Source organism: Mycolicibacterium sp. CBM1 (assembly GCF_054073305.1).
On the sequence record NZ_JBSXPP010000002.1, the window covers coordinates 58,894 to 71,553 of the forward strand.

Annotated in this window: 13 protein-coding genes and 1 pseudogene; 6 read left to right on the top strand and 8 right to left on the bottom strand. The window is 66.1% G+C overall.

Going from position 1 to position 12,660, the window contains the following annotated elements:
• Nucleotides 1–4 precede the first annotated feature (4 nt).
• Nucleotides 5–901, bottom strand: coding sequence for a peptidylprolyl isomerase (locus ACXDF8_RS03025; RefSeq protein ID WP_457221771.1), 897 nt, complete (start codon nucleotides 899–901; stop codon nucleotides 5–7).
• A 108-nt stretch (nucleotides 902–1,009) separates the two neighbouring features.
• Between ACXDF8_RS03025 and ACXDF8_RS03030 the strand changes: the two genes are divergently transcribed.
• The 3 genes from ACXDF8_RS03030 (at nucleotide 1,010) to ACXDF8_RS03040 (ending at nucleotide 3,500) form a co-directional block, all read left to right on the top strand.
• Nucleotides 1,010–1,690, top strand: a complete 681-nt coding sequence (locus ACXDF8_RS03030) for an MBL fold metallo-hydrolase (RefSeq protein ID WP_457221772.1) — start codon at nucleotides 1,010–1,012, stop codon at nucleotides 1,688–1,690.
• Nucleotides 1,687–2,946: a histidine--tRNA ligase gene (hisS, locus tag ACXDF8_RS03035; RefSeq protein WP_457221773.1), complete on the top strand. Its 1,260-nt coding sequence runs from the start codon at nucleotides 1,687–1,689 to the stop codon at nucleotides 2,944–2,946. Before ACXDF8_RS03030 ends, hisS begins: the two co-directional genes overlap by 4 nt.
• Nucleotides 2,947–3,038: 92 nt before the next feature.
• Nucleotides 3,039–3,500 carry a hypothetical protein gene (locus tag ACXDF8_RS03040; RefSeq protein ID WP_457221774.1) on the top strand — a complete coding sequence of 154 codons (462 nt, stop codon included), beginning with the start codon at nucleotides 3,039–3,041 and terminating at the stop codon, nucleotides 3,498–3,500.
• A gap of 116 nt (nucleotides 3,501–3,616) precedes the next feature.
• Here the strand turns inward: ACXDF8_RS03040 and ACXDF8_RS03045 are convergent, their stop codons facing one another.
• The 6 genes from ACXDF8_RS03045 to urtA all read right to left on the bottom strand — a co-directional run bounded on the left by ACXDF8_RS03045 (nucleotide 3,617) and on the right by urtA (nucleotide 8,913).
• Nucleotides 3,617–4,000 (bottom strand): hypothetical protein, encoded by a 384-nt coding sequence (locus tag ACXDF8_RS03045; RefSeq protein WP_457222062.1) that lies wholly within the window; start codon nucleotides 3,998–4,000, stop codon nucleotides 3,617–3,619.
• Nucleotides 4,001–4,078: 78 nt separating this feature from the next.
• On the bottom strand, nucleotides 4,079–4,771 hold the full coding sequence (gene urtE, locus ACXDF8_RS03050) for an urea ABC transporter ATP-binding subunit UrtE (RefSeq protein ID WP_457221775.1): 693 nt from the start codon (nucleotides 4,769–4,771) through the stop codon (nucleotides 4,079–4,081).
• The gene (gene urtD / locus ACXDF8_RS03055; protein WP_457221776.1) at nucleotides 4,771–5,577 is read right to left on the bottom strand and encodes an urea ABC transporter ATP-binding protein UrtD; all 807 of its coding nucleotides are present in this window, start codon (nucleotides 5,575–5,577) and stop codon (nucleotides 4,771–4,773) included. Before urtD ends, urtE begins: the two co-directional genes overlap by 1 nt.
• Nucleotides 5,574–6,674 carry an urea ABC transporter permease subunit UrtC gene (gene urtC / locus ACXDF8_RS03060; RefSeq protein ID WP_457222046.1) on the bottom strand — a complete coding sequence of 367 codons (1,101 nt, stop codon included), beginning with the start codon at nucleotides 6,672–6,674 and terminating at the stop codon, nucleotides 5,574–5,576. The genes urtD and urtC overlap by 4 nt, the downstream gene beginning before the upstream one ends.
• A gap of 26 nt (nucleotides 6,675–6,700) precedes the next feature.
• A complete protein-coding gene (urtB, locus tag ACXDF8_RS03065; protein ID WP_457221777.1) occupies nucleotides 6,701–7,585 on the bottom strand; it encodes an urea ABC transporter permease subunit UrtB in 885 nt (294 codons plus the stop codon).
• A gap of 65 nt (nucleotides 7,586–7,650) precedes the next feature.
• Nucleotides 7,651–8,913, bottom strand: a complete 1,263-nt coding sequence (urtA, locus tag ACXDF8_RS03070) for an urea ABC transporter substrate-binding protein (protein WP_457221778.1) — start codon at nucleotides 8,911–8,913, stop codon at nucleotides 7,651–7,653.
• A 212-nt stretch (nucleotides 8,914–9,125) separates the two neighbouring features.
• Here urtA and ACXDF8_RS03075 point away from each other — a divergent pair, with 212 nt between their 5' ends.
• Together ACXDF8_RS03075 and ACXDF8_RS03080 are read left to right on the top strand one after the other, a co-directional pair.
• Entirely contained in the window at nucleotides 9,126–9,554 is a 429-nt protein-coding gene (locus tag ACXDF8_RS03075; RefSeq protein WP_457222047.1) for an Rv2576c family protein, read from the top strand.
• Between the two features lie 83 nt (nucleotides 9,555–9,637).
• Entirely contained in the window at nucleotides 9,638–10,300 is a 663-nt protein-coding gene (locus ACXDF8_RS03080) for a hypothetical protein (RefSeq protein ID WP_457221779.1), read from the top strand.
• Nucleotides 10,301–10,406: 106 nt separating this feature from the next.
• On the opposite strand, the pseudogene ACXDF8_RS03085 reads toward ACXDF8_RS03080, so the two are convergent.
• Nucleotides 10,407–10,799, bottom strand: a pseudogene (locus tag ACXDF8_RS03085) (LLM class flavin-dependent oxidoreductase); the annotation flags it as partial.
• Nucleotides 10,800–11,244: 445 nt separating this feature from the next.
• Here ACXDF8_RS03085 and ACXDF8_RS03090 point away from each other — a divergent pair.
• Entirely contained in the window at nucleotides 11,245–12,555 is a 1,311-nt protein-coding gene (locus ACXDF8_RS03090) for a sensor domain-containing phosphodiesterase (protein WP_457221780.1), read from the top strand.
• Nucleotides 12,556–12,660 lie beyond the last annotated feature (105 nt).

Genomic DNA, 12,660 nt, shown 5'->3' on the forward strand with positions numbered 1-12,660 from the left:
CCGCCTAGTCAAGCAGGATCGACTTGATCTGGACGTCGGTTGCCGGCTTACCGTCCTGTCCGCCGCCGGCGACCCCTGCAGCCGCGATCTTGTCCAGCGTGGCCAGCCCGGTGGCGTCGATGGTGCCGAAGGCGGTGTAGTTCGGCGGCAGCTGCGAATCCTTGTAGACCAGGAAGAACTGGCTGCCGTTGGTGTCCGCACCGGCGTTGGCCATGGCCAGCGTCCCGCGCGGATAGGTGATCGGTCGCTGCAGGGCGGGATCGTCCTTCGGGTACTGGTCGGTGGGGTACTCGTTGGCGAACTGGTAGCCCGGGCCACCGGTGCCCTTGCCGGTCGGGTCGCCGCACTGCAGCACCGCCAGCGACGGCGACGTCGTCAGGCGGTGGCACGGGGTGTCGTTGAAGAAGCCCTTCTGGGCCAGGCTGGCGAAGCTGTTGACCGTGCACGGTGCCTTGGCGTTGTCCAGCACCAGGCCGATATTGCCCTGGTTGGTGGCCATGCTCGCGGTCAAGGTCGCCGGATCGGTCGGAACCTTGCCGGTCCGCGGCGGGTCGACCTTCTTACTAGCCGGCTCCGGCGAGGCCGGGTACTGGCAGTTCGCGCCCAGGTTGGCGCTCGCCTTGAACGCGGGCAGGCCGCCGGTGGCGGGCGGTGCCGCGGTCGGCCCGGCGTCGGCGGGAGCGGTGCTGCTAGTGGCGGCCGACGACGACGCGGAAGCGGTGTTCTTGTCGTCCTTCTTGGTCAGCACGAAGGTGGCCGCCACCGCGATGGCCACGACGAGAACCACCGCGCCGCCGACGATGGCGAGGAGACGGCGCCGCTTCTGCTGCTGAGCACGGCGTTCCAGCTGTCGCTCCAGTTTGCGCTTGGCCGTCGCTCGTCGCTGTTCGTTGGTGGGCACCGCCGTGATCCTCCGTTGGTGATCGGTTGAGTCGGCACCGAGTGTGCCAGCTAATGCTGGAGCCAGGGGGCGCGACCCTCGCGAACAGGGGATGGGAAACTGGACGGCGTGTTACTCACCGGGTTCCCGGCCGGCATGCTGGCGTGCAATTGCTACGTGCTGGCCCCACGCGCCGGGACCGACGCCATCGTCGTCGATCCCGGTCAGCGCGCGATGGGAGACCTGCGCCGCATTCTCGACGAGAACCGGCTCACGCCGTCAGCGGTACTAATCACCCATGGCCACATCGACCACATGTGGTCGGCGCAGAAGGTGGCCGACACCTACGGCTGCCCGGCCTACATCCACCCCGAGGACCGTCCCATGCTCTCCGACCCGATCCGCGGCTTCGGGCCGCGACTGGGTCAGCTGGCGGTGGGCGCGCTGTTCCGTGAGCCCAAACAAGTCATCGAGCTCGACCGCGACGGGGACAAGATCGACGTCGGCGGCATCAGCGTCACCGTCGACCACACGCCCGGCCACACCAAGGGCTCGGTGGTCTTTCGGGTGGGCCGTTCGGCGCTGTCCGCCGGCCACGAGCCGCTGGCGTTCACCGGAGACACATTGTTCAAACAGTCGGTGGGCCGCACCGACCTGCCCGGCGGCAGCGGCAAGGAGCTGCTGGGTTCTATCGTGGACAAATTGCTGGTGCTCGACGACGACACCCTGGTATTACCGGGGCACGGCGAATCCACCACGATCGGTCTCGAACGCCGAACCAACCCCTTTCTCGAAGGTCTGAGTCCGTGAGCGAATTCCAGGCACCCAAGGGTGTCCCCGATTACCTGCCGCCCGAGTCGGCCGAGTTCGTCGCGGTCCGCGACGGGTTGCTTGAGGCCGCCCGACGCGCGGGCTATGGCGATGTAGAGCTGCCGATCTTCGAGGACACGGCGCTGTTCGCCCGCGGGGTGGGGGAGTCCACCGACGTGGTGTCCAAGGAGATGTACACCTTCGCCGACCGTGGCGATCGCTCGGTGACACTGCGGCCCGAGGGCACCGCCGGGGTGATGCGGGCCGTGATCGAACACGGTCTGGACCGCGGCGCGCTGCCGGTCAAGCTCTGCTATTCCGGGCCGTTCTTCCGCTACGAGCGCCCCCAGGCCGGGCGGTACCGTCAGCTGCAGCAGGTCGGGGTGGAGGCCATCGGCATCGACGATCCGGCGCTGGACGCCGAGGTGATCGCGGTTGCCGACGCCGGTTACCGCGCGCTGGGTCTCGACGGCTTCCGGCTGGAGATCACCTCGCTGGGGGACGACAGCTGCCGCCCGCAGTACCGCGAGCTGCTGCAGGACTTCCTGTTCAAGCTCGACCTGGACCCCGAGACCCGTCGTCGCGCCGAGATCAACCCGCTGCGGGTGCTCGACGACAAGCGTCCGCACATGCGGGAGATGACCGCCGCCGCGCCGGTCATGCTCGACCACCTCTCCGATGCCGCCAAGCAGCACTTCGAGACGGTGCTGACCCACCTCGACGCGCTCGGCGTCCCCTATGTCATCAACCCCCGGATGGTCCGCGGGTTGGACTACTACACCAAGACCACGTTCGAGTTCGTCCACGACGGGCTCGGCGCGCAGTCCGGGATTGGCGGCGGGGGGCGCTACGACGGCCTGATGGCCCAGCTCGGCGGCCAGAACCTGTCCGGGATCGGCTTCGGTCTGGGGGTGGACCGCACGGTGCTCGCTCTGCGAGCAGAAGGCAAGGCCGCCGGTGTCCGCAGCCGGTGCGACGTGTTCGGTGTGCCGCTGGGCGAGCAGGCCAAGCTTGCGCTGGCCACCGTGGCCGCGAAGCTGCGCGCGGCCGGCGTCCGTACCGACCTCGCCTACGGCGATCGCGGCGTCAAGGGCGCGATGCGCGCGGCTGACCGCTCGGGCGCCCGCCTCGCGCTGGTGGCCGGTGACCGCGACGTCGAGGCCGGCACCGTCGGCGTGAAGGACCTGTCCACCGGAGAGCAGGTCGATGTACCCACGGATTCGGTTGTCGGCGAGGTGCTTTCCCGGCTGGCCTAGTGGGCCCGCCATTCAGCCGATTCTCACCAGATTCTTGGCCTCGGCTTGGCTAAAGCGGGAACCGCGGTGTTTGCCCGAACCGTTGAACGATTATGACAACCGCGACCGGCGCCGAACTCATCGAAGGCTATCTGCGTGCGCGGCAGGTGCGGTACTTCCGCGGCCATCATGACGACGAGTACTTCTTAATGATCAACGCCTACCCCGGTCGGCTGCACGTGCACTTGAAGCCGTGCCCGCGAGACGCGACCGCGGCCAGGATCAGCGTGACCGCCGAGCGGTACTACCCGGTGACACAATGGCCCCGGGTGACGATGCTGGCCGACCGGTGGAACGCGGCAGGCCCGCGGGCCATCGCTACGGTCGTCGAATCCTCCGACCCCCGGCTGGTGGGGGTGTTGGCCGAAAGCCGCTATCGCAGTGCCGATGCCGGCAGTGAGTCCGACTTCGGGGTATTCGTCGACGAGACGATCCAGTCGGCGGTCGACCTGTTCGGCAGGATGTCGGCGCTGGGCGCGCAGGCCCACGGCCAGCGCCTGCTCGACGCGGGCTGAGCTCGCCACACCTTGTGCGGTGCCGCGTCACCAGCAGTAGACCGGCGGCCGCCGTTCGGTGCGGGCGCATCATGGCTGTCAGTCGACGGCCATGATGGCTTCCTCGCTGCCATGCGCTACGGCAGTCGCACGGCGCCGAACACCACCACCGGTCGGCCGCTGGCTGACACCATCGCCCACCCGATCAGCGGCTGAGCCAGCATCAGCGCGCCGTAACCGCCGAGGGCGTTGACCATCACGAAGCCGATGAACAGCGCGGCGAAAACCAGTGGGTGCCGGGAAAGCCCAACACCAGACCGAGGCCGCGGCCGGTTGAGGGGGAGTCGGCGATATAGCCATCGGCCATCGGCCAGCGAGAAGCGCCCGACGACGGGCACCCGACTGGGACGGAACACCTCGGCACGGCTGAGTTGATGCCCGTAGGCGACGGCGCCGAGATCGATCAGCACCGAGCGCCGGCTCACCGCGGTTTTCACCCCCCAGCCTGGGCGGTTGGTCACCTAAATCAGAGACGCGAACCGGCTGCGATTCGTTCACTGTCGTGATCCAGCTCACGATTCGCTGCGAGCTCGGGACCGTCAGATCGCCATCGCCGCCCGCACGTCCGCCTCGGACGCCGAGCCGCCGGTGCCACTGGACGTCACCCGGCCGGCCTCCAGGATGTAGTACTGCTGTGCCGATTCCAGGGCGAAGCCGATGTGTTGTTCGACCAGCAGCACACCCATGTCGCCGCGGCGGGTCAGGGCGGTGATGGCGGCTTCGATCTCGGCGACCACCGAGGGTTGAATGCCCTCGGTGGGTTCGTCGAGGATCAGGATCTTCGGGGTGGTGATCAGCGCGCGGGCGATGGCGAGCTGCTGGCGCTGGCCGCCGGAGAGCAGACCCGCTCGGCGGGTGAGCAGCTCCTTGAGCGCGGGGAAGAGGTCGAGCTGCTCGTCGATCAGCTGCTTGCCGCCCTTCCGGCCGTCGGCGACGACCTGCAGGTTCTCCGCGGTGGTCAGCTGGCCGAACGACTGCTGACCCTGCGGCACGTAGGCCAGCCCGCGCGCCACCCGCGCGCTGGGGCGCAGGCGGGTCACGTCCTCGCCGTGCAGCAACACCTTGCCCGAGGCGCATTTCAGCAGGCCCACCGCCGCACGCAGCAGGGTGGTCTTACCCGCCCCGTTGTGGCCCATCACCGCGGCGACCCCGTCGGAGGGCACCTCGACACTGGCGCCGTGAATCACCTGCGAGCGCGCGTAGCCGGTGTGAACATCGATGAGCTGCAACATTATTCGCCGCCCTCCAAGTCGGACGTGCCCGCTGCGGCAGTACCGAGGTAGACCTCCTGCACCTTCGGGTTGGCCTGCACTTCGGCCACCGAACCCTCGGCGATCACCTGCCCGCGGGCCAGCACCGTGACCGAGGTGGCGAACGCGCGCATGAAGTCCATGTCGTGCTCGACGACCACTACGGTGCGCGACGAGCCGATGCGGCGCAACAGGTTTCCAGTCTCCTCCCGCTCCTCACCGCTCATTCCCGCGACGGGTTCGTCGAGCAGCAGCACGTCGGCGTTCTGCACCAGCAGCATGCCGATCTCCAGCCACTGCTTCTGGCCGTGGGCCAGTACACCCGCCGGACGGTCGGCGAGATCGGTCAGACCGATGGTTTCGAGCGCCTCCTCGATGATCGGTAACACCGAGTGGCGACGGCGGAGCAGCGTCCACCACGAGCGGCCCGCCCCCGCGGCAATGTCCAGGTTCTGCAGTACGGTCAACTGCTCGAACACGCTGGCGGTCTGGAACGTTCGCCCGATCCCGAGCCGGGCGATCTGGTGGACCTTCTTGCCCAGCAGGTCGACGCCGGACTTGTTGATCGAACCGCTGGCGGATACCAGGCCGGTGATCGCGTCGATCACGGTGGTCTTGCCGGCACCGTTGGGGCCGATGAGGAATCGCAGATCGCCTTGAAACAGGGTGAGATCCACGTCGTTGACAGCTTTGAACCCGTCGAAGTCGACGGTGAGACCGCGGACTTCGAGGTATTCGGTGCCCATGCCGACGTTGCCGCCGGCGACCGGTTCGGCGAGCTCGGTCATGGCGTTGCTCCCACCGTCTCGGACTGTGTCGGCTGCTCGGCGTCGGGTGCCGGCGGCTTGCTTCGCCGGCGCCGCAGCAGTGCCCCGAGCCCGGCCAAGCCGGCGGGGAAGAAGCCGACGACGACGATGAACAGCAGGCCCTGGGCGTAGGTCCAGCCCGACGGAAACCGTTCGGAGAACGCGGTTTGCGCCCAGGCCACCCCGATGGCGCCCAGCACCGGCCCCAGCAGGGTGGTCCGGCCGCCGATCGCCACACCGATCAGGAAGGCAATGGAGGGCACCACTCCAACCTGTGCCGGGGTGATGAACCCGATGATGGGGGCGAACAGGGCGCCGGCGATGCTGGCGAACAGCGCCGCCGCGGTGTAGGCGACGACCTTGATGGTTGCCGGGTCATAGCCCAGGAAGCGCACCCGCTCCTCGCCGTCGCGGACCGCGACGAGAAGCTCGCCGTAGCGGCTCTGCATCAGCTGACGCACCACCGCGACCACGATCAGCAGCGTGGCGGCGGCGATGAAGTACAGCATCTGGCGGTTCACCGGATCGGACAGCTTGAATCCGAAGAACGTACGAAAACCGTTGAGTCCGTTGCTACCACCCAGCGTTGACTGGCCGACCAGCAGGATCGCCAGCGCGGCGGCCAGCGCCTGGGACAGGATCGCGAAGTAGGCGCCCTTCACCCGGCGCTTGAACACCCCGAGCCCCAGCAGCGCCGCGATCGCGGTGGGAATCACGACGATGGCGAAAAGCGTGAAGGCCGCCGAGGTGAATGGCTCCCAATACGACGGCAGCACCGGGATTCCCGCAATCTGCATGAAGTCGGGAACTGCCTGCTTGCGGATCTCGGCGTCGGCGATCTTCAGGTGCATGCCCATCATGTAGGCGCCGAGCCCGAAGAACACGCCCTGGCCGAGGGTGAGCATGCCGCCGCGGCCCCAAGCCAGTCCGATGCCGGCCGCCACGATGGCGTAGCACAGGTACTGGCCGAGCAGGCCAAGCCGAAAGCTGGACAGCAACGCGGGGGCGAGGCCGAAGAGGACCGCTGCGGCGACGGCGAACCCGAGCCAGGTCTGCCAGCGCCCGATGACGCCGCGCAGGCGGTGGCCGGCGCCATTGTCCTGCGTCATACGAGACTCCTTGTCCGCACGGTGAACAACCCCTGCGGCCGGACCTGCAGGAAGATCACGATCGCCACGAAGACCACCACCTTCGCCAGCGACGCCGTGGTGCTGTACTCGATGAACGAGTTGAGCAGGCCCAGCGCGAAGGCCGCGATGACGGTGCCCTTGATCTGGCCCAACCCGCCGACCACGACCACCAAGAATGCGTCGATCAGATAGCTCTGGCCGATCGTCGAACTCGTGGACCCGATCAGGGTGAGCGCGACGCCGGCGACGCTGGCCAGACCGGAACCGATGAAGAACGTGGTGATGTCGGTCTTGCGACTCGAGATGCCGCTGGTTTCGGCCAGATCCCGGTTCTGCACAACGGCGCGGATGCGCCGTCCCATCGGACTCAGCTTGAGCACCGAGGCGAGAACCACCACGCACGCCACTGCGAGCACGAGGATGAAGATGCGGGTCTTGGGCACGACGGCGCCGAGGATCTCCACCCCGCCGGACAGCCACGACGGTGCGGTGACGTTGACCGCGGGAGCGCCGAAGATGTTGCGCGCGGCTTGCTGCAGCACCAGCCCGACACCGAAGGTGACCAGCAGGGTGTCCAGCGGACGGTCGTACATCCGCTGGATGAGCGAGACCTCCAGCAGCACGCCGAGCAGTCCGCCGACCACGAACCCGACGACCAGTGAAACCAGCAGCGACGCACCGGCGTTCGAGATAACCTTCTGCACCACGTACGCGGTGTAGCAGCCGACCATGATGAATTCACCGTGCGCCATGTTGATGACGCCCATCTGACCGAAGGTCAGAGACAGTCCCAATGCGGCCAGCAACAGGATCGAGCCGAGGCTCAATCCTGTTGCCAGCTGCCCGACAAGGACATCCATATGTGTTAGTTCCCCGTCGCTTCGCTCGCCAGTGTCCTAGTTCTCCGTCGCTTCGCTCGCCTGAGTTACCCCGACAGACCCTTGGCCCACGGGTAGGACTTCAGATACGGATCCGGCGTGATCGGGCCGGGGGAGGACCAGATGGTGTAGATCAGGCCGTCGGGGTGGATCTCACCGATTCGCGCGGTCTTGGTGATGTGATGGTTCTCGCCGTCGATGGTGACCAGACCTTCGGGAGCGTCGAAGGTGACCCCGGCGCAGTTGTCCTGAATCGCCTTGACGTCGAAGGACTTCGCTTTCTCGACGGTGTTCTTCCACAGGTAGACCGACACGTAGGCGGCCTCCATGGGGTCCGAGGTGACCCGGTTGGCGCCGTACTTGGCCTTGAACGCCGCGACGAAGGCCTTGTTCACTGGGTTGTCCAGCGTCTGGTAGTAGTTCCACGCCGTGAGCTGGCCCGCGATGTTCTGTGCGCCGATGCCCTGAACCTCTTCCTCGGCGATGGACACCGAGACCACCGGCATCTTTTGCGGCGTCAGGCCCGCATTGGTGTACTCCTTGAAGAACGCCACGTTCGAGTCGCCGTTGAGGGTGTTGAAGACCGCGCCGGCATTGGAGGCGCGAACCTTGTTGACGATGGTCGAGAAGTCGGTCGAGCCCAGCGGGGTGTAGTCCTCGCCCTTGATCTCGATGCCGTTGGCCGCGGCGTAGGCCTTGATGATGCGGTTGGCGGTCTGCGGGAACACGTAGTCACTGCCCACCAGGTACAGGGACTTGACGCCCTTCTCCTTGAGGTAGTCCAAGGCGGGCACGATCTGCTGGTTGGTCGTCGCGCCGGTGTAGAAGATGTTCTTGCTCGACTCCAGGCCTTCGTACTGCACCGGGTAGTAGAGCAGCGAGTTGTTGCTCTCGAACACCGGCAGCATGGCCTTGCGGCTCGAGGACGTCCAGCCGCCGAAGACCGCCGCCACGCAGTCGTCCTTGATCAGCTTCTCGGCCTTCTGCGCGAACACCGCCGGATCCGATGCGCCGTCCTCACCGACGATCTGGATCTGCTTGCCCATGACGCCGCCCTTGGCGTTGATCTCGTCGACGGCGAGTTTGATGGAGTCACGGACGGTGACTTCCGAGATCGCCATGGTGCCGGACAGCGAGTTCAGCGAGCCCACCTTGATTGACGACCCGGAGGTGTCCACACACGATTCAGACTTTGCTGAGTCGCTTTCGGTGGCCTTGCTGCCGCACCCGGACAGCACCAGGCCGGCGGTCACCAGCATGCTCGTCGCGGCGAGGGCCGATCGGTTTACTATGGAACGGCGGAATTGCATATGTGCCCTTTCATCTTGCAAACGACAAGCATTGGGTCCCGACAACTGTGTGACGTCGGGACCCGCGGCGGTGTAGAACCCGGACGTTAGAGCGAATAAGTTTCTGTGAGATATCTGTGTGTGACGAACTCGTTAACGCGTTGTTCATTCGCTGGCGCCCCACCTTGTGGAGGTGCCGTAACGATCTGGGTAGCGTTGCCGATATGGCCCACATGCGAAAAGTGACAGCACGAGTCGGGGCGGCGCTGGTTTTGGCGACCGCCGGTATTGCGGCCACTCACGCCGTGTCGAGCGCCGATCCGGCGCCTGGACATCAGGTGACCTACACCCTCGCCACGGGTGGCACCTACGAATTCACCATCACCTACCTGACCGCCCAGCCGCCGAGCAAGGCCGCGTTCAACGCCGACTCCGACGCGTTCATGAAGCGCGAGACCATCAGCGTGTCGCCGGATGCGCCGTGGGTCTTCCAGACCACGCTCGCCGATCCGCAGTGGGCGTTCCTACAGGTGGCCAGCACCACGCACGGCGGACAGGCCGCACCCAACGCGCACTGCGAGGTCTCCATCGACGGACAGGTCGCCATCGCCCAGGACGCGCCGTACAGCCCGCAGTGCTACATGGGGCAGTGGGCGTCTTAGCCCGTCTGCTGTGACACTGGGCGCCATGAGATCGCCCAGGGCGTTGTAACCGGCACTTGCGGGGCGGGTGGCATCCTGACGGGGTGGGGCTGATTTTTCGGTTGGTCGAGTTGTTACTCGTCCTCGTGCCGCTCGCGGGTGCTATCTACGCTGCCGTCAGGGGTATCTCCGCGGTCAACCGTCGCCGTGAGGAGGTCGATGATGGCCCCCGCGCGGCACCCGCTGTCCGTCGGGCCGAACCGAAAAGCCAAGCTGCGCAATGGCGCACCATCACCCGCGTGCTCGACGAACACAGCCGTACCGATACCCGCTGGCTGGACTATGAACTGGATGCCGCCAAGCTGCTGGACTTTCCGGTGATCACAGACATGCGTGAGCCGCTGACGGTGGCGTTTCACCGGGCCAAGTTGCGTGCCGATCTGCTGCGGCCGGCGACAGCCGAAGACCTCCTCGACGATCCCGAGGCTGCGCGGCACTACCTCGACGCCGTCGAGGCCTACGCGACGGCGTTCGACGCCGCCGAAGCCGAGGCGGTGCGCCGGCGGCGCACCGACTTCAGCCGCGAAGACCAGCAGCGGCTGACCAGAGCCCAGAGCCTGCTGCGGGTGGCCTCCGACAACGGGGCGACCCCGCAGGAGCGCGAGCGCGCCTACGAACTCGCCCGCGGAGAACTCGAGGGACTGCTGGTGCTGCCGGACCGGACCAGGGCGGGCATCGAGCGGGGCATCGCCGGGGAGTTGGACTAGAACGCCCGCGAGTTCTCCCGCAGCGCCGGCTCAGGTGCTGGATCGGGGTGGTCGGCAGGAAACGGTCCCCGCCGACGGGCTCCCACGACTCCCAGAGCTTGGTGACCAGCTCGAGGTATTCACTGGCCATCGCGTAGCGCTCGTCGTGCTCGTAGAACTTGTCCAGCCCGAAGTCCTGCGCTGCCCGGTCTTCGGCGGAGGTCGCCACGTTCCATTCGGACCGGCCGCGCGCGATGTGGTCTCCGGTGCCGCAGAGCCGGGCCGGCATGAACGGCGGGTAAAAGCTTGTCGACATCGTGGGGATGACGCCGAGCCGCTGGGTGGCGTTGGCCATCAGGATGGCCAACGGCACCGGGTCGTGCTTGAGATTGACACCGTGCTTGAGATTGACACCGTGTTTGAGGTCGGCCTCCGTCGTCCCGCCGTAGGCGGTGGACACCATGAGTTTGTCTTCGATCAAGACATAGTCGAACTTCGCTCGTTCGAGGTCTCTGGCGATCTCAACGTAGAAGTCGCCGGTGAAGTCGCGTCCACCGTCACCCCCAGGTGCCGTTCCACTCGTCGGCGACGAAGTTCAAAAGCCAACCCAGATGGAACATCTCAATCAGGCGCCTCTCCTACCCGGGTACTCCTCAACACAAGCCGGGCGGCGTTACTCGGCGGCGTCGTTGGGGTACCACCTGCATGGCGCCGAAGAGGTGTCGATGAGGCGCGCGATACACGTCGGTGACAGGTAGTCGAGCGGCTCGCTGGTTGGCCCGCAGAGGGGCGCGGTTCCCGATGATCACGGCGTCATCGGCGCTGTGAGCCCCGCAGAATGAGATCTGAGGTGCATGAACATCTGGCGCACCATCTGTGCAACGTTGCCCGCGTGGTGCGGCACGGTCGGTATGGTTCTTTGCCGGGGGAGAAATCATCAGCGGTGGCCCTGGTGAGGGGGTGAAGTGGATAAGTTGGTTCCGGCACTGGCCACTTTGATGGATCCGGTGTCGATGATGGGCCGCATTGCTGAGCAGACGTGTGCACTCATGCCGAAAGCCGATGGATCAGCGGTGACGTTACTGCGCGCCTCCGATGACGCGTACGTCACTGTTTCCGCCTACGGAATAATCGCGGAGACCGCGGGTTTTGCGGTACCCAGGCACAGCAGTCTTCAGGGTCTCGCGGCCCGGGAGAAACGGCCGATGCTGATCGATGACGGGACCGTAGACGCGCGACTGTCGCCACGTGTTCGCGCGATGAACAAGGTGTGGGGTACCCGGTCGTGGGCAGTGATTCCCTTAATGCACGGCGACGACGCCATCGGATCACTGATGCTGACCGCACGCGCGTCCCGAGCGTTCGACGCGACAGACGTTGGCCTCATGCTCGAAATCAGTGAGTTTGTGTCCGCCTTGACCTACGCGATGGCAGATGGCGGTGAGCCCGGAAAGCGCACCATCACAGCGCGTTTCGTTGCTTCGGTAATGCTGCCGGACGCCGTGGAAATTCAGGGGATGCAGGACCGATTGGACGCTCTGTTGTTGCAACCGAAAGCCCTCAGTGCCGTCTTCCAACCCATGGTCCATCTGCCCAGCGGCACGACCGTTGCGTACGAAGGCCTGACGCGCTTTCCTCTGTCCGAGGAATTGACCCCCACGCAATGGTTCGGTGCAGCCCGGCGCGTGGGCCGGACTATCGACTTGCAACGTGCGGCGCTGTCCACAATTCTGACCGCTGCTCACGCGATCCCCGGCGATTGCCCGGTCGCCGTCAACCTCAGCCCGACCGCGGCGGGCGAGCCGGCGATTCAAGAGATGCTGACAACCTACGATCGGACACTGATCGTGGAAATCACTGAGCACGAACCCTTTCCCGACGACCTCGCTGCAAATCTGATGTGGTTGCGTGATCGCGGAATCTATTTGGCTGTCGACGATGCCGGCGCCGGGTACGCCAGTTTCGCCCAACTGCTGCGGTTGAATCCAGACGTCATCAAGATCGACGGCGAGCTGATCACCGGTATCGATCACGATCCCGCCAAGCGTGCGTTGACGACCGCACTCAACGCGCTGGCAGCCGAGCTGCAGGCGAAGACAGTCGCCGAGGCGGTGGAGACACCCGAGCAGCTACAGACACTTCTCGGGCTCGGCGTCGAATACGGCCAAGGTTTCTTCCTTGGTCGGCCCCATCGCACCGCCCGGCCGTATCAGCGCGGGGCATCCGCGCATCGACCCGAAGCGTCCACCGCCTCGGCGCCGGCCTTTCCTCGCTGATCGGCCGGCGACGTCGCGCACACGCCTGCCGGTACTGCTTCGCCCGGCCTGTTGTGGCGTTCTGATCGCACCGAGTGTGGGCGATATGCACGGAAAAAGGTGCAA

Bases quoted from the DNA above. Each gene is read 5' to 3' on its own strand.
- ACXDF8_RS03040 (WP_457221774.1), top strand. From the start codon at position 3,039: ATGACAACCGCGACCGGCGCCGAACTCATCGAAGGCTATCTGCGTGCG.
- urtE (WP_457221775.1), bottom strand. From the start codon at position 4,771: ATGTTGCAGCTCATCGATGTTCACACCGGCTACGCGCGCTCGCAGGTG.
- urtD (WP_457221776.1), bottom strand. From the start codon at position 5,577: ATGACCGAGCTCGCCGAACCGGTCGCCGGCGGCAACGTCGGCATGGGC.
- urtB (WP_457221777.1), bottom strand. From the start codon at position 7,585: ATGGATGTCCTTGTCGGGCAGCTGGCAACAGGATTGAGCCTCGGCTCG.
- urtA (WP_457221778.1), bottom strand. From the start codon at position 8,913: ATGCAATTCCGCCGTTCCATAGTAAACCGATCGGCCCTCGCCGCGACG.
- ACXDF8_RS03075 (WP_457222047.1), top strand. From the start codon at position 9,126: ATGCGAAAAGTGACAGCACGAGTCGGGGCGGCGCTGGTTTTGGCGACC.